We start from the raw sequence: 18293 nt of genomic DNA on the forward strand, positions 1-18293 counted from the left end.
ACTGCGGCTGCGAGAGCCTTGTCCTCAGCGTAGCCGCAGTGCCCGGCATCGACGTGATAGTCGGTGGGCACAGCCACACGCTTCTCATGGCGCCTGAGGTCGTAGGTTCGACCATCATTGTGCAGGCGGGCGAGCACAGCACCCACCTTGGCGTGCTCAATATAGCTGTGAAGAATGGCAGGATCACCGCGTTCGATGGCGCCCCGATCCCGATCGTCGCGAGCATGAAGCCTGACCCAGTCACCGGCGCGGTCGGGGCGAGGCTTGCACTGTACAACCAAGCGCTTTCAGACAAACTTGCCGCCCGGGTCGGCGCCACTCCTGTCACGCTCCAAGGTGAGCGGGCGGACGTCCGCACTCGTTGCACTAACCTGGGCAACCTCGTGACCGACGCAATGCGCTCTGCGACCAACGCCGACATCGCGATCACCAACGGCGGCGGCATCCGCGCAAGCATCCAGGCTGGAGACATAACCGTCGGACACATCTACACGGTGCTCCCGTTCGACAATACCCTGGTGGTCCTGGAGCTGACTGGCGACAAGATCCTCGCAGCGCTCGAGCACGGGGTGAGCGCGTATCCGGCGCAGGCTGGGCATTTCGCTCACGTATCCGGGCTGACCTTCAAGTTCGACCCGGCCAGACCCGCAGGGTCCAGGGTGACCGAGGTCTTGGTCGGCGGGCAGCCCCTCAACCCTTATCGATACTACACCGTTGCCACCAACGACTTCATGGCTGCTGGCGGTGATGGGTACACCTGGTTCAAAGAAGGCAAGGTCTTGTTCAACTCGGGCGATATGCTCCGTGACGTGATAGCTGCATACGTATCGGAAGCCGGGACCGTCACCCCGTCCGACGAGGCACGTATAGTGCCCGTGAAGTAGAACACACTAGGCAAACACGAGGCCCGGGGCCTGTCAAGTGGGGCCCCGGGCCATTTACTCACGTAACCTCGCAGGGCCACCCCCACGCTGGCGGCCTGAAAAGCGGCGCCGCGTCCGCCGCCGACTCCCCGCGTGCTTCGGGGGCTCTGACCTAGACTCCGACTTCTCTTAGGATCTGCCTGTACCTCGAGGACAGAGTCGACACCGACACCTGGTACTTCCTGGCTACGCCTGCCTGAGTTATGGGCTCGTCCAGCGAGACCGCTGACGCATACTCGACCGCCGCCGCCCAGGTGTTAGCGTGGACCACATTGGGCCTTGCCCGGTCCACATACCTCCACCACATGAGCATCGCTGCGTAAATCTGCTCCTCCGTGTAGCCCTCCCGCCGCATCATCGCCTCGAGCAAGCGTTGCACCTTCTTTTCCTTGAGGCCCAGCTGGCCCGCCTTCTCGCGGGGTGCTATCGCCTTGCCTTCCCGAGGCATCAATCCCCGCCTCACGGACTCCACGTCCACCCACGGCATTCCCGCCCTCCGCTTCAGACTCTCGTGGTATTCTATGTCTTTCAGCAGTTCCTCCACGATGGCCTGACCGAAGCCGGACTTCATGGCGTCCCTGGGGCTTGACCCCCGGAGGACGGTGAGCGGCGTATCTGCCCACCTCCTGTAGTGTTCCGCTATGGCGAGTCTCGCGATCTCAGCGATCTGCTGCCGCGCGGCATCCATAGCTTTTGGGTCCCACGGGATACGTCGAGGCACAGTGCTGGGATCTACGAGAGGTCCGATGACGCCACGGACAGCCGCCGCGCAGTGCCTGAGTGCACGTTGGCTGCCAGCCATTATCACAAGGCTGGGCCCCAACACGCAGACGAGCGCCGCGTCCTCGGCGCCATATGGTGCGGCTCCGGACGCGTCGGTTTCGCCGGGCGGGTTCACCCAGCCGAACTCGGCCTCCACCCCATTGAGCCTGTCGAGGCCGTTGATCTGCCGAACGTAGAACAGGCCGCATTCTCGAAGTATCCCCGTTGCCGCCACGGGATCCGTGAGCATCATGACCATCTTATGGATGGCCGACCCCCGGGGCCGACCGGATGAGTTCTCGCATTGCTCCGACCATGCTTCGAGCATGATTCGAACGAGGCGCCTCAGACTCAGCGTAGAGATCTTGAGGAAGTCAGCCCACTCCCCCTCGTAGTCTTGAGCCTTGAGACTCCTGAAGACATGCCCGACCACGCGGACAATGTGCTTGAGCAGTGGCCTGGGTATGACGAGGGCCGTGGCGCCGACTGTGAAGTGATCTCCCACGGACAGCAAGCGGGTCATTACGCCGGACCATCGCAGGATGTCCTCTCCCACGCCTTGGGCTGTGACGACGAATTCCCCGCCTTCCACGACGTCTCGAAGGACGAGTCTATCATTGGAGACCACCCGCTCAACCTCGTAAACGCCGAGACGGGAGTCGGCCCACTGGGCGAGAGCCGAACGCTTCCACCGGTCGATCGGCCCGTCAGGCAGAGTTGAAAGGTAACTCCTGACAAGCTGCATTCCGGTCTCCTCGTCCACATAGTCCAGGATGAACCATTCCAGGAATTCGTTCTCGAAGATCTCGGATTCCTCGTCAGGCTCGTCACGGTCCTGTCCGAACGGGTCTGAGACAAACCGCTCAAAGGCCCTGCTCACGAGTGGCCCGAACTCGGGGCGGTTGGCGTACGCCACCAAGTGTTCAGTCAGAGTCTTGAACCTGATCTCGACCTTCTTCTTTTCGAAGTCGATGATTACACCAGTAGTATCGTTCAGCAGGACCACCCCATCACTGTGTGAGCCGGAAGCTCGCTATGATATCCCGGAACACCGGGGAGTACCTGGCTTTCTGAGATTCGGGACACGTGGCGGTAAGAACGATGATAGAGGAACCACGCGCCACGGTGAGCTGATAGAACCACAGCCTTGCCCCGGCGTTCGAGGCATAACAGCTGAATCTCATCACCCACCCGTCCGCGCCGGGGATACTCACGGGGGACCCCGCCCCGTCGGGCAGGAAATCCGAAAGACCTGGCACCATCCCACGGGCTATTCGGTCAGCAGCATCCTGGGCGTAGACTCTTGCACTCGCGGCCCGGTTGTCCGCGATCGCGTTGACACTCGGGCCGAACCCGCCTGGGGTAGGCTCGCCAAGCACCACTACAGGTTTTGGGCCGGGATAACTCTGCTGCTGCCGTTCCCAGCCATCCGGGTATCTGAAACCGAAACCATACTGGCGGTTGATGTACTCTCGCGCTCCGGGCGCCGCTTCGGTCGACGGAGGCGCTATCGTGAGCCCCAGGAGCACCGCAAGCACCAAATACACGAGATGGGTTCTCCACATGCTGTGTACCTCCCGCAAGGGCAGCCTCGGCGCAGCGGCCGTCAGTTAAGGCTATTCTCCGTCCGTCCCGAAACTCCTTGGAGATTTGACCGCACCCGAACGACGCCATCTCGATCCGGCAAATCCGCTACGAGCTCGCGGATGGTCGCGCCGGAGGGGGACCTCATCTCGGGAGCAAGGTCAAGTAGGGGAACCAAAACGAAGGCTCTCTCCCACATTCTAGGGTGTGGGATCGTCAGTATGGGAGTGTTTGTCACAAGGTCTCCTAGGAGCAGTATATCCACGTCGATGACCCGCGGGCCCCATTTGTCTTCAACGCGGCCCGTCCGTACGCGCCCAAGAGCTTGCTCGATGCCTAAGACGGCAGCAAGCAGGCTGAAAGGGTCGAGACTCGTCGACAGGCGAACAACGCAGTTGAGGAACTTCGGCTGGTCAGTCCGACCCCAGGGCTCGGTCTCGTACACACCAGATGTCTCGACGTCCCACACCTGTCCAAAGGCCCCTAGCCTCGCGACAGCCGCGGCCAGGTTACCGAGCCTGTCGCCTAGATTCGACCCGAGGCTCAAATAGGCGGTCCGACGGACCGCCATGGGTGCTTCCTCAGTCACCGCCCAAAAGCCCCCACCAAACTACGCGGCGCCGGGAGCCCCCGCCTTCAGGCGTGGGGAGAAGACGCCGCTTCCCCCTTTCTGGGCATATTCGTATCCATCGGCTTCTTGAAGCAGCCGTAGGTACCTTGGATGCACGTCGAAGCCGTTCAACTTGAAGCTCGGCCTATGCCGGACGGCTATCCGGCCGGTACGCCTGTTTAATGCCGGGCGACAGGGCCTGGAACTGGCACGCATCCCAGGGTGTCATGACCTGAATAACGTAGCCCGATGGCCTTACGGCCGATGAGCTGAGGCTGGTCAGCTCCAGGCCTGCTTACCGCAAGCCCCCGGCTTTAGCCGTGGGGTAGCCGACCTACTTCACCTCCCGAGAAGGTGCACCCAGGGTCTCGAGAAGCGCAGAGAGCCCGTGCACCAACATGATCCCGGAGCTCAACGGGATCGCGAGGTACACGTATCTCATGGGAAGCTCGAGCGCGGGAGATGTCTGGAAGACTGTACGGTTGAAGAGCTCGGTCCCATAGAACACCCCGGCCGCGAAGAATCCACATGCCAGCACGGCCATCACTACACCCACAATCTTCTGCATCAGGCCGGGGAGGAGCCCTACGACGAAAGTCACGGCAATGTGGGACCCCCGCTTGACTCCGATGGATGCCCCAATCATGCTGCTCCAAACCAATAAGTATCTGGACGCCTCCTCAGTCCAGGAGAGGGCAGTGAACCAGACCCTCGCCACAACTTGCAGGGTTATGACGACTATCATGGCTGCTATCAGGAGAAAGAGTGCGGCCATCGCGACAGCGTTCAGACTGTCGCTGATCCGCCGGACGACGCCACCCAAGAGAACACCCCCGATCCGTTGAGAGGTTGCCGTTCGGGGCTCCCCGCACGGAGAGCCCCGAATTGAGGTTGGAACGAACCACGTGCTAGAGCGTGGGTCTCGCTACAGCTGCGACTGGATTTCCTTGAGAAGCTCGCCGAATCCGGGTGCGAACTCCTGGTAGACCCCTTCAACCGCCGCCTTGAACTTGGCAAGGTCGGGCTGGATGATCTTCATGCCGTTAGCTTCAATCTCCTTCAGCTGGTCGGCCTCCTGCTCAGCGTTCCAGGCGCGCTCATACTCAGCTGCAGCCTGCGCGCACTCCACGAGGAGCTGTTGCTGCGCCGCCGGCAGGGATCTGAAGAGACGGAGCCCCATGACGAAGAGGGCGGGGGCATAGGTGTGCCTGGTCATCGATAGATACTTCTGAGTCTCCCAGAGCTTGAACGCATAGATTACGTTGACCGGGTTCTCCTGGCCATCGATGGTCCCCTGCTGCAGCGCGGTGAGAGCCTCCGTCCAGGCCATCGGGACGGCATTCGCACCGAGGGCCTTGAAGGTGGCTATGTATACCTTGTTCTCCATGACCCTGACCTTGAGGCCTCTAACGTCATCAGGAGTCGCTACCGGCCGCCTGGAGTTGGTCAGATTCCGGAACCCGCGTTCAGCATAGGCCAGTCCTTTGAGGCCGACCTTCTCGAGTTCCCCGAGGAGCTTCTTCCCGGTTGGGCCGTCAAGGACTTTGTAAGCATCCTGGGGCGATGAGAACAGGAACGGGAGTTCGAACACTGCTATCCGCGGCAAGAAGTTGCTGACCGGGCCGTTCGTGATCACGCCCATGTCGATGGTGCCGAGTTGCATACCTTCGAGAAGGGTACGCTCGTCCCCTAGCTGCGCGTTGGGGTAGATCTGGATCTGGAGCGCACCGTTGGACCTCGCCTCAACGAGTTCCTTGAACTTCATGGCGGCGATGTGGAAACCGTCACGCTCGTTCACTACGTGCCCAAGCTTGATCACTCTGGGCGCCGCCAACACACTCGTAGAGACGAGGGCCAAGGCCACCAAAACTGAGACCGCTAGCATCATCCGCTTCATCATCTGCATGCACCTCCCTAAGGTTTCCTGAAGACCGCGCCCTGCGCGGCTGAACTCACTAGTCTCCGATACCGGCCGACGTAGCCATAGGTTATCTTGGGCTCGATCGGCTTCCAGGCAGCGTGCCTCGCCTCGAGTTCTCTCTCGGGAACGAGGAGATCGATTCTGCGCTCAGGGATGTTGACCTGAATTTCGTCCCCATCCTGGACCAGGGCGATCGGGCCGCCCTCGGCCGCTTCGGGAGAGACATGACCTATGGCTGATCCCCGGCTCGCCCCGGAGAACCTACCGTCTGTCACCAATGCCACCTTGTCATCAAGCTTCATACCGGCCAGAGCGGAAGTGGGCGTCAACATCTCTCGCATGCCTGGGCCGCCCTGCGGCCCTTCGTACCTCACCACCACGATCTCTCCCGGGATGATGGAACCTGCGAAGATCGCAGCCGTGGCAGCCTCCTCGGAGTCGAACACACGCGCCCGCCACCTGTGAACAAGGAGCTCAGGCGCGACGGCCGACTGTTTCACCACACTGCCGTCGGGGGCGAGGCTTCCTTTGAGGATTGCGATCCCGCCCTCCGCGTGGTAAGGGTTGTCCAGGGGCCGGATTACTCCCGTGTCCTTCACGCGCGCCGACTCTAGGTTGTCCCCCACTGTCCCACCTGTGACCGTGATGCAGTCCTCGTGGATCAGGCCTGCGCCTGCCAAGGTCTTCATGACTGCCTGAATCCCCCCGGCGTAGTACAGGTCCTCGATGTGGTGGGGTCCGGCCGGGCTCATGTTGCACAGGTGCGGGGCCATCCGGCTGATCCGGTCGAAATCTGAAAGCCCCAGGTCCACCCCGGCCTCGTAGGCGACGGCCGGGATGTGCAACACGGTGTTGGTCGACCCGCCCAAGGCCATGTCCACTGCGATTGCGTTCTCGAAGGCCTCTTTCGTCAGGATGTCCAGCGGCCTGATTCCGTGGGCCAGGAGTTCCATGGCTTTCTTCCCGGCGAGCCTTCCCAAGGCCACGCGCTCGCCCATGACTGCGGGGACTGTCCCGTTGCCCGGCAACCCCATGCCCAAGGCCTCGGTGAGGCAGTTCATGGTGTTGGCCGTGAACATCCCCGCACACGATCCGCACCCCGGACACGCGGCATTCTCGATCTGGGCCAGTTCCTCCAGGTCCATCTTGCCGGCCTTCACCGCCCCGACCGCCTCGAATACGGTGTTCAGGTCGATTGCCCGCCCATCGAGCCTCCCGGCGAGCATTGGACCCCCGCTTACGATCACGGTAGGAATGTTCAGTCTGGCGGCGGCGATGAGCATTCCTGGGATGATCTTGTCGCAGTTGGTCACCATCACCAAGGCGTCGAGCTGGTGTGCTACGGTCATCACCTCGATGGTGTCCGCGATCAGCTCCCTTGACGGCAGGGAGTACTTCATCCCCGTGTGATTCATAGCGATTCCGTCGCATACCCCGATCGTGGGGAATTCGATGGGGGTGCCCCCGGAGGCCAGAACTCCATCTTTCACCGCCCTGGCCACCCGGTCCAGGTGGATGTGGCCGGGAATGATCTCGTTCTGAGCATTCACTACCCCTACCCACGGTTTCGCAATCTCCTCATCCGCAAGGCCCATCGCCTTCAGGAGAGACCTGTGCGGGGCCCGCTCCACACCCTGTTTTGCGCTGGCACTTCGCATGCCACCCCTCCTCAACTTGCCCGGCATAGTTAACATCTACTATTCGACGAGGGGAGGTGGGCAACCTTGGGACAATATTTACCTAGGCTTCCACGGAATTTACCTCACCCTGGCGTACCCCGTGGGGGCACACCCGGCGATAGACCGAAAGACGCGGGTGAAGTACCCCTGGGAGCTGAAACCAAGTGAGCGAGACAGCTCCTTGAGGGACACACGAGGCGAGGAACGCAGGACCGCTTTGGCTCGCTCGATCCTGAGGGTATTGATGAATGTGGTAAGAGTCATCCCGAATTCCTCGTGGAACCGCCTTGAGAGATAGGACCTGTTGACGTGAAGGACGTTTGCGATCGCTCCGAGGGAGAGGTCTTCGGATAAGTTCTCCGCCACGTACCTGGCCGCCCGCTCCGCCGGGCCACGGCGTACTCCAGACCCCTCGAGCCAGGTGTCAATGTCGCCCTCGTCGTAAGTGTGGGGCTCGCACACGGCCATCACGTTCGAGAGGTAGCTCGCGACGGAGTAGACCATGTTCCTGGTCACAACATCGATCCTCTCCATGGCGGCGAGGATCTCGGGCCAGGAAGTGGCGGGCGCAAGGAGCGCGGCCAAGCCACTCTCAGCAAGTCTCGCAGAGGGCTCAAGCAGAATTCCGGAGCATATGAGGCCGAAGTCGGGCACACCCCTGCGGCCCGAAGAGGCAACCACGGCCATAAGGCCACTGCAGCAGCGACGGACATCCACTCGAGTGCACAGGCCTTCTCTTCCCAGTCCTGGAGCAGACACCAGCATGGCCTGAGCAAACCTCGACTCACACCAGGCCCGGCCTCTCGGGAGAGACCGAACCAGGGCGCAGAACTCGGGCGGGCGATTCATGTCCCCAATTATCTTGCCGGTCGGGCCCACGACGGTCGTGCCGACGGACAGCACGGACAGCTTTCTCAGGTAAGGCTCAATAGTGCCGAACACTCGGTGAGGGGAAGGGGCAAGAGCACGTCTGGCTGCATTGGCAGGGAGATAGGGAACCGCCGGTATGTAGGTAATGAAAAAGGAAAGCTCATCCTGCCCGGGGTTGGTCACACTATGCGTACAGAAGGCCGGTGTGTGGACCATCTCACCCGGGCCGACATCAAACGTAACTCCGTCCACCTGGCACCTGGCGTGACCCCGCTCCACATACAGGACCTGCTCGTCCGGGTGCCTGTGAGCATACTGGGCGGACCCGGGCCGAAACCGGGCTCGGGCTATGACAGAACTCCGTTCGGGCTCACCGGGGCCGGGCTCAGAGAGCCATTGCATGTCGCCCCACGGGAACTCCTGCACTTTCCTTTTATGAACCGAATCCGGCGGCAGGGTCATTAAGCTCACCTCATCGAGGCAGTTGGGCCACTATTCGCCCCCAGCCTCTGTATTCCTGCCTCCGGCCTCACCGGGCACCCAAATTCCCATTCAGTCCGCGGACAAGAGCGATGCCGCAATGGCCACCGCGTCCCCCACGAATTTGGGGCAGACATTCATGTGTGCACCGCTGTCCCGGAATCCCTGCAGCCCCTCGGGGGTGCTCAGGTTGTACCCAGCGAGTGTGGTGCACATGCACGAGCCATACTTGGCCACGAAAGCCTCGATGAACTTCCTTGTTAGGGTGTATACCCTCTCCTTGCCGTCCTGATCCTCGGGAGACCTGTGATCCACCGCAAGCCCGATCCCCATGATCGCCCCAGTGACTGCCCCGCAGAGCAGATCCGACCGGCCCATTCCCCCGCCAAACCCTGTTGCCAAGGACTGGACACTTGGACTCCGAATTCCCAGATACTCCGCAACGCCGAGAAGCGTCGACTCTGCACAGTTGAAGCCCGATTCGAAGTGCCTCTTTGCTGACTCAACCACGATCTTGGTCCGCTCATCCATAGCGCAAGCTCCTCCCCCTTTCGAGCCACCTCCAGCCCGAATGTCGGTAACCTATCTTCTCCGTCCCGCCAGTCTGATCCTGCCTGTGGCAGGAAGAAGGCATCGGCGATTGCCCCGACGAATACTGAAGGGTGCATCGATGCAAGTGAACGTCGCGAGGTGGCATCTGTCGTGAAATCCAGGCGAGTGCTTGTGGCGGCTCTATTCGTGGCTGTCTTGTGGGTGCTCCCGACCCTCGGAGCATTCTCTGGGCTAGACATCACTGTCTTCTACAACTACGACCGCACACGACCTCTCGCCGACTCCATGGTTCTCCTGGGTGAGACGGAGTGGTTCCTTCACTACGACGTTCAGTATAGGAGTGAGGGTGATACCGTCTTCGCACACCTCTTCCTCCCCAGACGGCCTCCAGGGGCGGGTCCGGTTCCGGCGATTGTCGGATTGCACGGCATGTTTGCGCCGTCAGAGGAGCAGTTCTGGATGATGGCTCAGTTCCTGGCTAAGCGCGGGTTTGCAGTAATGACCCCGAGCCTTCCCTATCATCACCGCAGGGCGAAGGGATTGCAGATCGTCACGGGCCAGAGAATGGTGGTTGGGTCTGCTGACACCATCAGGGACAACCTGCGCCGGGCTGTGGTGGACATGCGGCGCGCAATCGACTGGCTCGAGACGCGGCCAGACGTCGATCCTTCCAGGGTGTACATAGCCGGCGCGAGCCTTGGAGGAATTGTCGGATCTCTCGCCTACAAAATCGAGCCCAGGTTCGGCGCAGGCCTGTTCGTGTCTGCGGGGTGCGGCGTCGAGGGAATTCTGGCCAATACCGACTTGAACCTCCTGACAGTCTTCCGGGAGGCTGCGCGAGTGCGTTTGATCGACCCCAGGGCATTTGTGGAGACGCTCCGGATCGTAGACCCCATTAACGTCCCTGAAGTGGAAGTACGGCCGGTCCTGATGATGAACGGGACTTCGGATGAGATCTTCCCAGTCACTGAGGTGTCCAAGCTGAGGCAGTCTTTCGCCGATATGAGGATGGTCTGGGCCACTGGCGGGCATTTCTTCCCTATCTACCCGGCACAATACATCGCTGCGTCGTTCTTTCAGGAGATCGCCAGTGCCTGCCCCCCTGTTCTGGAGGTGTGGCCGGGGTACCGGTTTGTCGAACGGGTTGCCGAGCGTGCGGCGGGGTCGGGCCGCCTCCAGGTCGACCTGGACGTACTGGCCCGGTCAACTCCGGGAGATCGTGCCTTTCGTCACATGATCTCAGTGCCCCTCGTGAACAGGCTCATGCCCGTCATCGTGGTGACGAGAGAGGCGTTCTCCCAAACCCGGGACGCTCTGCTCGGCGTGCCCGGGTTCGTATACGTGATCGAGCGTGATGATGCCGCCGAGCTCGCGGCGGCCTTGGCGTACGTGTCAGCTTTGGGTGTCAGGGTTGAGCCTGCGGCCTACTACATTCGGTTGGCAAGTGGGGAACCGGGGAACACGGGAAGCCCAGCCGGCACCGAAGGAGTGGCCGGCCCGGGCTTCATCGTCACTGCTCTCTCTCCTATCGAGCTGGAAACGGCTCGCCATACGATGGCAGCCATGCTCTCGATGAGGCCGGAGGTCCTGGGGGCCATTCCGCTCCGTGTACCGCCTGGGCTCGGAGTGGATGAGCGCGCCTTGCCAGACACTCCCAGGGTCGCAGGCGAGCTCAAGGCCAGGATCCGCACCGAGCTATTCAAGCCTATCCCCTGGTTCGAAGAAGCTCCCGCTGACTGGGTGAGGTGGGCGGAGGAGCCGCAGGCACGGTGAGGCGGCGGCCCCTCGAGATTTGCCTGGTCAAAGAAAGGCCGTATGAAATGTGTAAAGGCCTCCTGACAACAAGTGCCGACCTGACCATAATGATAAAAAACCGCCGTCCAACTGTACAATTGGTTTATCAAGGCAATGATGGGGAGCAGTAGGTTCACATGCGGAGCCAAGAGAGCCGGTGGTCGGTGTGAACTGGTGTCCAATTCGAACTGAACCCGCCCCTGAGCCGCGCGCCGAGACTGTTGGGAATTCTGCACACGCCGTAGCTAAGTCGAAGCAGAGCGTCCGCAAGAGCAAGTAGGTTGTGCCGGGCAGAAATGTGTGCCAGCGCCCGTTGTCCGCTGGTCCCCCTGGATTCTGAGTTCTGTCGCGCTATGATGCGTCGGCGCGTGCGTGTCCTGGAGGGGAATGAGGCTGCCACTATAAGGCGGGAGCAAAATCAGGGTGGTGCCGTGGGAGGATATTCCCCCTCTCGCCCCTGCTGGCTCGGGTATCTCCGAGTCTAGGAGCGGGAGGGTCGTTTTTTGCCTTCTCGAAGCACCAAGTGGCGTCAATACCTGGGTGGTGTTGAGATGTCTCGGCGTAACCATCTGATGGATGAGTTGACCTGGCCGGAATATGAACAGAGGGTGAAGTCAGGCAACCCGCTGCTTTTGGCACGTGGGGCGCTGGAACAGCACGGGCCCCGTCTTCCCCTGGGAACAGACTGCTTCTAGGCTCACCGAATTGCTGAGGCCGTGGCCGAGAGAGTCGGAGGGATTGTCGCTCCCCTCGCCTACGGCTACAAGAGCCAGCCGTTCTCAGGAGGGGGACAGTCGTTCACCGGAACCACAAGCCTTGATGGGATAACCCTGACCTACCTAGTCAGGGACCTCTTGCACGAATTCATGCGCCACGGCGCAAAGCGCATGGTGCTCATCGACGGGCGCTACGAAAACGCGTCTTTCCTCACGGAAGGTATTAGCCTGGCTCTCCGAGACAAGGGAGATCCGGAGACTCGAATCCTCTTCATTCACTGGTGGGAACTGATCAAACCGGAGACCCTCGATCGGGTGTTCGGGGGAAAGTTCCCGGGGTGCGTGAGGGAGCACGCCGCGGTGCTCGAGACCTCCGCCATTGCCCATCTCGAGCCCGACCTTGTCCTGTGGGACAGGCTAACTGACGATACTGCGGGAGACATCCCGCCTTACGCGGTATACCCTCCGACCCCCAGGATCGTCCCCAAGTCCGGCGTGCTATCGCCGGCGCGCCTAGCTTCTCGGGAGGTGGGCGAGGCCCTGATCTCCGAAGCAATAGAGGGTATAGTCCGGTCCACGTGTCCCGAGTACGGAATGAAGGAAAGTGGGTGTAAGTAATGAGTCAAGACAGGCTGAACCTACCGTTCACGAGAATCATGTCGTTCTGCAAGCTTCCGATCTGCACGGACCTTGACAAACTCGACGCGGACGTGGGCATATTGGGCGCTCCGTCCGATCTCTCCACCCAATGCCATTCGGGGCCAGGTTCGGGCCGCGAGCCATCAGGAATGCCTCATCCATCTATGCGCTGCGAGGGGTGGGGTACTACGATTCCGACTTCGACACGATCTTCCTCCACGGCGTCAGGATCGTGGATTGCGGGGATTCGGACATGATCCACTACTTCTCCGACAAGTGTCTTGCGAACATCCAGGCAGATGTCGAGAAGATCGCGACTCGTGGTGTCATTCCGGTGGTCCTGGGAGGGGACCATGCGGTCACTATACCCGCGGTCCGCGGGCTGAAACAGAAAGGTCCGTTGCACTTCATCCAGTTCGACGCCCACCTTGACTTCGTGGATGAACGTTTCGGCGTCAGGGAGGGACACGGGAACGTTGTCCGGCGAGTAATGGAGATGGACCACGTGACCGGGGCCACCCAGATCGGCATCAGAGGGCCTGGATCTAGCGATCCTTCGGACTTCGCTGACGCAAAGCGCATGGGAAGCACAATCATCGGGGCGCGCGAGGTGCGTCGGTCGGATTGTGCGTCCGTATTGAACAAGGTCCCGGACGGCAGGAAGTACTACGTAACCATCGATGTGGACGCCTTCGATGCCGGACTCGCCCCGGGGAGCGGGTCTCCCTCCATCGGCGGGCTCGACTACTATCACGTGATAGACCTACTCCATGGGATCGCGGCCAAAGGCGAGGTGGTTGGCTTCGATTTCGTGGAGGTAGCCCCTCAGTACGACCAGACTGAGGTGACGGCGCAGCTCGCAGCGAGAGTCATTCTGGACTTCCTCGGAGCCATATTCCACGAAAAGCGCCGCTCCAAGTAACACCGAGCCGCACCGACTAACCAAGGCGAAAGGGGAATCACCCAGTGAAAGCTAGATTAATAGCCGCGTTCGCACTCTTGTTCCTCTCAGTCTCCGCGCTGCCAATGACGGCCGCGACCCCGCTCAAGGTGGCTTTGGTCATGCCCGGGGTAATTACCGACCAGGTTTGGAATCAGAACGGGTACGAAGGATTGCTCGCCATCAAGGATAAGTTGGGGGCCCAGATCGCTTACACGGAAAGAGTCCCACAGCCTGAACAGGCACAGGCGCTAGCGGACTACGCCCGACGAGGCTTTGACATCGTGATCGGGCACGGAGGCGAGTTCGACGCAGCCGTCAACCAGGTAGCCTCGAGATTCCCCAAGACTGAATTCGTCGTCACCAACGGCACGGCCACAGGCCCCAACGTCGCTTCGCTGGCTATCAACCATTGGCAGGTCGCCTACATGGCCGGAACCGTCGCCGGCCTTATGACCAAGACCGGGGAACTCGCCATCATCACCGGGCAGGAGTTCCAGGCGGTCAGAGATATGATAGACGGCTTCACCGCAGGCGCCCAGGCGGCGAAATCAAGCAACAAGGTAGTGGTCTCCTACACTGGAGGTTGGGACGACATCGGCAAGGCCAAGGAGGCAGCTCTCGCGCACATAGCGGACGGCGCCGATGTTCTCTATCCAATGCTTGACATGGCGTTCATTGGGGTTATAGAGGCCGCGCGCGAGAAGAAAGTTTGGTCGATGGGATTCCAGAGAGACCACCTGGATCTCGCGCCGGATACCCTGCTAACCTCGGCTCTCGAAGACGTTGGCCACGCCATGGTGTGGTTCGTCAAGACGGTCGCCGAAGGCAAGTTCGAAGGCAAACACTACTGGGTCGGTGTGGAGGAACCTGCAGCCGCTGGGTTGGGACGGTTCGGGGCCATGGTGCCCGAGAAGGTCCGCCAGCAGGCGGAGAAAGTTAGGCAGGCCATACTTGCGGGAACAATGGCCAGATCTAAGTAGTCTTAGTCAGGCTCCCGGGGCGTCGGCCGAAATCCCGGCGTCCCGGGGGCGACTGAAGAGATGGTGTGGAAAGCGGATGCTTGAGCTTCGGAACATTACGAAACGTTTCGGAGGCACGCTGGCAAACGACAACATAGGCCTGGAAGTCCGGCCCGGGACCGTCCATGCGGTCCTTGGGGAAAACGGTGCGGGAAAGAGCACCCTCATGAACATCCTGTATGGCCTGTACCGCCCAGACAGTGGGAGCAATACGCTGGATGGCAAGCAGCCTCGGATGACATCTCCCAAGACCGCGCTTTCGAACGTCATTGGCATGATCCACCAGCATTTCACCTTAGCCGCCGGATCTGACGGCAGCGGAGAATATCGCGCTCGGACTCAAGGGGCGCCATGGATTCCTCCTAGATATGCCGGGAATCGAGGCGGAGGTCAGAAGGCTGTCGGCCCGGTACTCGCTGGACGTTGATCCTCAGGCAAAGGTCAGACACCTCCCAGTCGGCGTGCAGCGGCGAGTCGAAATACTGAAGGCCCTCTTCCGCCGGGCTCGAGTGCTGATATTGGACGAACCCACATCGGGCTTGAGCCCTCCCGAAACCGCCGCGCTCTTGGACGCAATCAGACGTCTCAGGACAGAGGGCTTGATGGTTCTGTTTATAACCCACAAGCTTAAAGAGGCCTTGGACGTAAGCGACTCCATCACTGTCTTGAGGAGAGGGCGCGTCGCAGGTTCGATGGAGGCCAGAGACGCAGACGAGGAGACTCTCGCTTCGCCCATGATCGGCCAACGCACGCCCCCGGTTCTGAATCGTGCTTCGATTTCCTCAGGTCGTGAGGTGCTCAGGGTCGAGGATGCCCATTGCCTCGACGACCGGGGTCGACTGGTCCTTGCCGGAGTCTCTTTGACTGTCTTTCAGCACGAGGTGGTGGGCATCGCCGGAGTCGACGGAAACGGCCAACGCGAGCTGTCAGAGGTCGTCCTCGGGATCAGGCCTCTCACCCGCGGCCGGATCACCTTCGAAGGCCAAGACGTGCGCAACCTATCCCCGAGACAACGCTTCGAGAGAGGAGCGGCCCTGATTCCCGAGAACCGTAGGCTCCAGGGTCTCGTGATGGACGCTTCAATAGCAGAGAACCTTATTCTGAAGAGCCACCGCCGCGCTCCCCTGTCGCGGAAGGGGCTTCTGAGTCACGCTGCAATCCGTCGCAAAGCCGCGGAGTTGATTGATCAGTAAGACATCAGGGGCGGCCGGGCAGACGATTACGCCTGGGCCCTATCTGGAGGAAATCAGCAAGAGATTGTCCTTGCCCGCGAGCTTTCGAGCGAGCCGGACCTGCTCGTTGCGGTGCAACCCACACGGGGCTTGGACATAGGCGCGACCAGCTGTGTCCACCCATTGATAATAGAGCAACGCACGAGGGGAGCAGCGGTTCTCTACATCTCAACTGAACTAGATGAAATCCTGGCGGTGAGTGATCGAATCGCGGTGATGTATGGAGGAAAGGTCCTCGGGATAGTCAGAACAGCCGAGGCTGATCTCAAGAAGATCGGGATGATGATGGCAGGGCTGTCGGCTTGACTCGACGGCGTCGCCAAGAAGACAAGTCCGCGCACGCCTCGGGACATGCCTATCCTCCCTGCTCTTCGGGGCGCTCAGGGCGGGCGCCGCGATAATGCAGCGGATGGAAGGGGTTCCGGCTGCGCTGGTCTACACGATACAGGGAATGACCGTCCTGTTGGTGTCGGTGACCATGGCGGTGGCGGACTGGCCTGCGGTTCGCCGGTGGCTCCGGGGAGTCGATATCGCCGGAGTCTCCCCGAATTCAGCGAGGCCTGTCTCCGGCCTGCCCAGTTCCGTCCCGGGGCGCCCGAACATGGCGCGGAGGGCCAGGACGAGACTTCTCAGCTTGGAACCTGCGAGCGAGGCGCTGCAACATGCTTGAGATTCCTTTCGTTTCTTTTCTGCAAGATTGGCTGTCCGCCTCGGTGCGGATGACAACGCGGATAGCCCTCGCGGCGCAGGGAGGCCTGATATCGGAGAGATCCGAGGCCTTCAACATAGCCCTCGAAGGCTCCATGCTGATCGGGGCGTTTGCGGCCACCGCAGTCTCGCACTACACCCAAAGCCCCCTTGCAGGAGTCTTGGCCGCGGTCCTCGCCGGGGCGCTCGTTGCTTTGATTCACGCCGCAGTCAGCGTCTCGTTGGGAGCGAACCAGATAGTCTCGGGAGTGGCGATAAACCTTGCGGCCTTGGGCCTCACCACCATCTTCGCAAGGATGTACCTGAGGCCGGGGCTGGTCGCCCGGGTGCCCGCGCTCTCCGTCGTCCCGATTCCGCCACTGTCGCAGATACCGCTCGTCGGCCCGGTGTTCTTCAGGCAGACCGGAATAACCTATGCACTGTATGTGGTCGCGCCCGCTCTTGCTTTCCTGCTCTTTCGAACCACATGGGGACTTGCTCTCCGAGCCACTGGAGAGTACCCCAAGGCATCCGAGACTGCAGGCCTCAACGTGACTGTCATCAGGTACGTGTGTGTGACAACAAGCGGAATGCTCGCAGCCTTGAGAGGCGCTTCCCTTTCGGTAGCGCAGGTCAAGATGTTCACTGAAGGGATGACTGCGGGGCGGGGGTTCATTGCGCTGGCCGCAATCATTCTCGGAAGGTGGAACCCTCTGGGAACGCTCGCCGCAGCCGCCCTCTTCGGCGCAGCCGACGCCCTTCGGCTTCGCGTCCAGGTTCTTAACATCGGCATCCCGTACCGGTTGATAGTCGCCCTCCCGTACGTCCTCGCCCTTGCCGCATTGGTCGGGTTTAAGGGACGCTCCTCCGCTCCGGCCGCAATCGGAGTAGCGTATCGGAGGGAGGAGGGGTAGAGGCCATCCGCGGCAGTGCGGCGTGTGGGTTAGCCAAGGTGATTTCGCCGCCTGTCCGGAAAGTTTCTCCCACCCCTGGAGCGTATAATACATTCAGTGGACAAGACCCGCCCACATCGTCCAGACGGTAACATAAATCGTGGGCAGGGTCGTTCGGTTTCCGGGGGGTTAGCGCCGTGAGTCTTACGTTCTACGATTTTTTCGCCGGATCCGGGTTGGTGACCCTTGCGCTATCCGAGGACTGGTCCTGCGCTTGGGCCAATGACATCGACCCCAAGAAGGCCGAAGTGCATAATGCCAACTTCGGATCAAATCACCTGCACTTGGGAGACATCGCCCACATAAGCGCGGCCAGCCTTCCGCAAGGCGCCGACATGGCCTGGGCGTCGTTTCCGTGTCAAGATCTCTCTCTTGCAGGATGGCGCAAGGGCATGACCGCGCGGCGGAGCGGAACATTCTGGGAGTTCTGGCGTGTCATGAACGAACTGTGGCAGGTCGATGACCGCCCGCCGCTGATCGTCCTGGAGAACGTGCCCGGCCTGCTTTACGATGACAGCTTCCCGGGGCTCCGCGAAGCTCTTGCTTCCCTTGGCCTGCAGTTTGGCGCTCTCGTCGTTGATGGGGTTCACTTCGTACCTCAGTCTCGTCCGCGTGTGTTCATAGTCGCTGTCGACTCACGTCTCGATTGCTCAGCTTACACTCAACCATTGCCGGGGAGGTCCATGGTTTCCGCCCAACTTGGTGCGCTCATGGACCAAGCTCGCCGCGCCGGTGTCCGATTTGTGGAGGTGGTGGGGGTTGCCGGTTCCAGCGTCCAACTGTGGGCAAAATGCAGTTGAACTGATTGAAGACGGGCCGGATGTCGAGTGGGATTCGGCGGAGGAGACCCAGAGATTGCTATCTTTGATGTCCGACCTCAACCGCCGGAAGGTCGAGGAAGCGCTGGCCTCGGGGGGGGGGGGGGGGCC

The 18293-nt window shown here is 61.1% G+C and carries 16 protein-coding genes and 4 pseudogenes; 11 read left to right on the forward strand and 9 right to left on the reverse strand.

Annotation, left to right across the window (positions count from 1 at the left end; translation table 11 throughout):
* Window positions 1-884, forward strand: an 884-nt coding sequence (locus NUW23_00050; GenBank protein MCR4424576.1) for a 5'-nucleotidase C-terminal domain-containing protein, incomplete at its 5' end; no start/stop codon positions are given.
* Window positions 885-1035: 151 nt separating this feature from the next.
* On the opposite strand, the gene NUW23_00055 is transcribed toward NUW23_00050, so the two are convergent.
* From NUW23_00055 to NUW23_00095, 9 genes and pseudogenes are all read right to left on the reverse strand, one after another.
* Entirely contained in the window at window positions 1036-2691 is a 1656-nt protein-coding gene (locus NUW23_00055; GenBank protein MCR4424577.1) for a DUF2384 domain-containing protein, read from the reverse strand.
* 4 nt (window positions 2692-2695) lie between these two features.
* The gene (locus NUW23_00060; GenBank protein ID MCR4424578.1) at window positions 2696-3250 is read right to left on the reverse strand and encodes a hypothetical protein; all 555 of its coding nucleotides are present in this window, start codon (window positions 3248-3250) and stop codon (window positions 2696-2698) included.
* 41 nt (window positions 3251-3291) lie between these two features.
* The gene (gene folK, locus NUW23_00065; protein ID MCR4424579.1) at window positions 3292-3840 is read right to left on the reverse strand and encodes a 2-amino-4-hydroxy-6-hydroxymethyldihydropteridine diphosphokinase; all 549 of its coding nucleotides are present in this window, start codon (window positions 3838-3840) and stop codon (window positions 3292-3294) included.
* A 39-nt stretch (window positions 3841-3879) separates the two neighbouring features.
* A pseudogene (locus NUW23_00070) lies at window positions 3880-4047 on the reverse strand (HNH endonuclease).
* A 166-nt stretch (window positions 4048-4213) separates the two neighbouring features.
* Complete coding sequence (locus NUW23_00075) at window positions 4214-4702, reverse strand: TRAP transporter small permease (GenBank protein MCR4424580.1); 489 nt, start codon at window positions 4700-4702, stop codon at window positions 4214-4216.
* Between the two features lie 102 nt (window positions 4703-4804).
* On the reverse strand, window positions 4805-5776 hold the full coding sequence (locus tag NUW23_00080) for a TRAP transporter substrate-binding protein (protein MCR4424581.1): 972 nt from the start codon (window positions 5774-5776) through the stop codon (window positions 4805-4807).
* Between the two features lie 17 nt (window positions 5777-5793).
* Window positions 5794-7458: a dihydroxy-acid dehydratase gene (gene ilvD / locus NUW23_00085; protein ID MCR4424582.1), complete on the reverse strand. Its 1665-nt coding sequence runs from the start codon at window positions 7456-7458 to the stop codon at window positions 5794-5796.
* Window positions 7459-7557: 99 nt separating this feature from the next.
* Window positions 7558-8811, reverse strand: coding sequence for a helix-turn-helix domain-containing protein (locus NUW23_00090; GenBank protein MCR4424583.1), 1254 nt, complete (start codon window positions 8809-8811; stop codon window positions 7558-7560).
* A gap of 90 nt (window positions 8812-8901) precedes the next feature.
* A complete protein-coding gene (locus NUW23_00095; protein MCR4424584.1) occupies window positions 8902-9360 on the reverse strand; it encodes a C-GCAxxG-C-C family protein in 459 nt (152 codons plus the stop codon).
* 171 nt (window positions 9361-9531) lie between these two features.
* On the opposite strand from NUW23_00095, the gene NUW23_00100 reads away from it, so the two are divergent.
* From NUW23_00100 to dcm, 10 genes and pseudogenes are all read left to right on the forward strand, one after another.
* Entirely contained in the window at window positions 9532-11154 is a 1623-nt protein-coding gene (locus NUW23_00100) for a dienelactone hydrolase family protein (GenBank protein MCR4424585.1), read from the forward strand.
* A 593-nt stretch (window positions 11155-11747) separates the two neighbouring features.
* Window positions 11748-12509, forward strand: a pseudogene (locus NUW23_00105) (creatininase).
* Window positions 12509-13452 (forward strand): annotated as a pseudogene (gene speB, locus NUW23_00110) (agmatinase). The pseudogenes NUW23_00105 and speB overlap by 1 nt, the downstream one beginning before the upstream one ends.
* A gap of 44 nt (window positions 13453-13496) precedes the next feature.
* Window positions 13497-14453 carry a BMP family protein gene (locus NUW23_00115; protein ID MCR4424586.1) on the forward strand — a complete coding sequence of 319 codons (957 nt, stop codon included), beginning with the start codon at window positions 13497-13499 and terminating at the stop codon, window positions 14451-14453.
* Between the two features lie 121 nt (window positions 14454-14574).
* Window positions 14575-14919: pseudogene (locus tag NUW23_00120) on the forward strand (ATP-binding cassette domain-containing protein).
* Window positions 14861-15685: an ATP-binding cassette domain-containing protein gene (locus NUW23_00125; GenBank protein MCR4424587.1), complete on the forward strand. Its 825-nt coding sequence runs from the start codon at window positions 14861-14863 to the stop codon at window positions 15683-15685. The pseudogene NUW23_00120 and the gene NUW23_00125 overlap by 59 nt, the downstream one beginning before the upstream one ends.
* Window positions 15686-15847: 162 nt before the next feature.
* On the forward strand, window positions 15848-16030 hold the full coding sequence (locus NUW23_00130) for a hypothetical protein (GenBank protein MCR4424588.1): 183 nt from the start codon (window positions 15848-15850) through the stop codon (window positions 16028-16030).
* 94 nt (window positions 16031-16124) lie between these two features.
* Entirely contained in the window at window positions 16125-16394 is a 270-nt protein-coding gene (locus NUW23_00135) for a hypothetical protein (GenBank protein MCR4424589.1), read from the forward strand.
* Window positions 16387-17325 (forward strand): ABC transporter permease, encoded by a 939-nt coding sequence (locus NUW23_00140; protein MCR4424590.1) that lies wholly within the window; start codon window positions 16387-16389, stop codon window positions 17323-17325. Before NUW23_00135 ends, NUW23_00140 begins: the two co-directional genes overlap by 8 nt.
* 176 nt (window positions 17326-17501) lie before the next feature.
* The gene (gene dcm / locus NUW23_00145; protein ID MCR4424591.1) at window positions 17502-18164 is read left to right on the forward strand and encodes a DNA (cytosine-5-)-methyltransferase; all 663 of its coding nucleotides are present in this window, start codon (window positions 17502-17504) and stop codon (window positions 18162-18164) included.
* Window positions 18165-18293 lie beyond the last annotated feature (129 nt).

The sequence above is a fragment of the Bacillota bacterium genome, assembly GCA_024655925.1.
Taxonomy (GTDB): domain Bacteria; phylum Bacillota; class DTU025; order DTU025; family JANLFS01; genus JANLFS01.

Coding starts and splice junctions, on each gene's coding strand:
- NUW23_00060 (MCR4424578.1), bottom strand. CDS start 3,250: ATGTGGAGAACCCATCTCGTGTATTTGGTGCTTGCGGTGCTCCTGGGG.
- folK (MCR4424579.1), bottom strand. CDS start 3,840: ATGGCGGTCCGTCGGACCGCCTATTTGAGCCTCGGGTCGAATCTAGGC.
- NUW23_00080 (MCR4424581.1), bottom strand. CDS start 5,776: ATGAAGCGGATGATGCTAGCGGTCTCAGTTTTGGTGGCCTTGGCCCTC.
- ilvD (MCR4424582.1), bottom strand. CDS start 7,458: ATGCGAAGTGCCAGCGCAAAACAGGGTGTGGAGCGGGCCCCGCACAGG.
- NUW23_00090 (MCR4424583.1), bottom strand. CDS start 8,811: ATGACCCTGCCGCCGGATTCGGTTCATAAAAGGAAAGTGCAGGAGTTC.
- NUW23_00095 (MCR4424584.1), bottom strand. CDS start 9,360: ATGGATGAGCGGACCAAGATCGTGGTTGAGTCAGCAAAGAGGCACTTC.
- NUW23_00125 (MCR4424587.1), top strand. CDS start 14,861: ATGCCGGGAATCGAGGCGGAGGTCAGAAGGCTGTCGGCCCGGTACTCG.
- NUW23_00135 (MCR4424589.1), top strand. CDS start 16,125: ATGCAGCGGATGGAAGGGGTTCCGGCTGCGCTGGTCTACACGATACAG.
- NUW23_00140 (MCR4424590.1), top strand. CDS start 16,387: ATGCTTGAGATTCCTTTCGTTTCTTTTCTGCAAGATTGGCTGTCCGCC.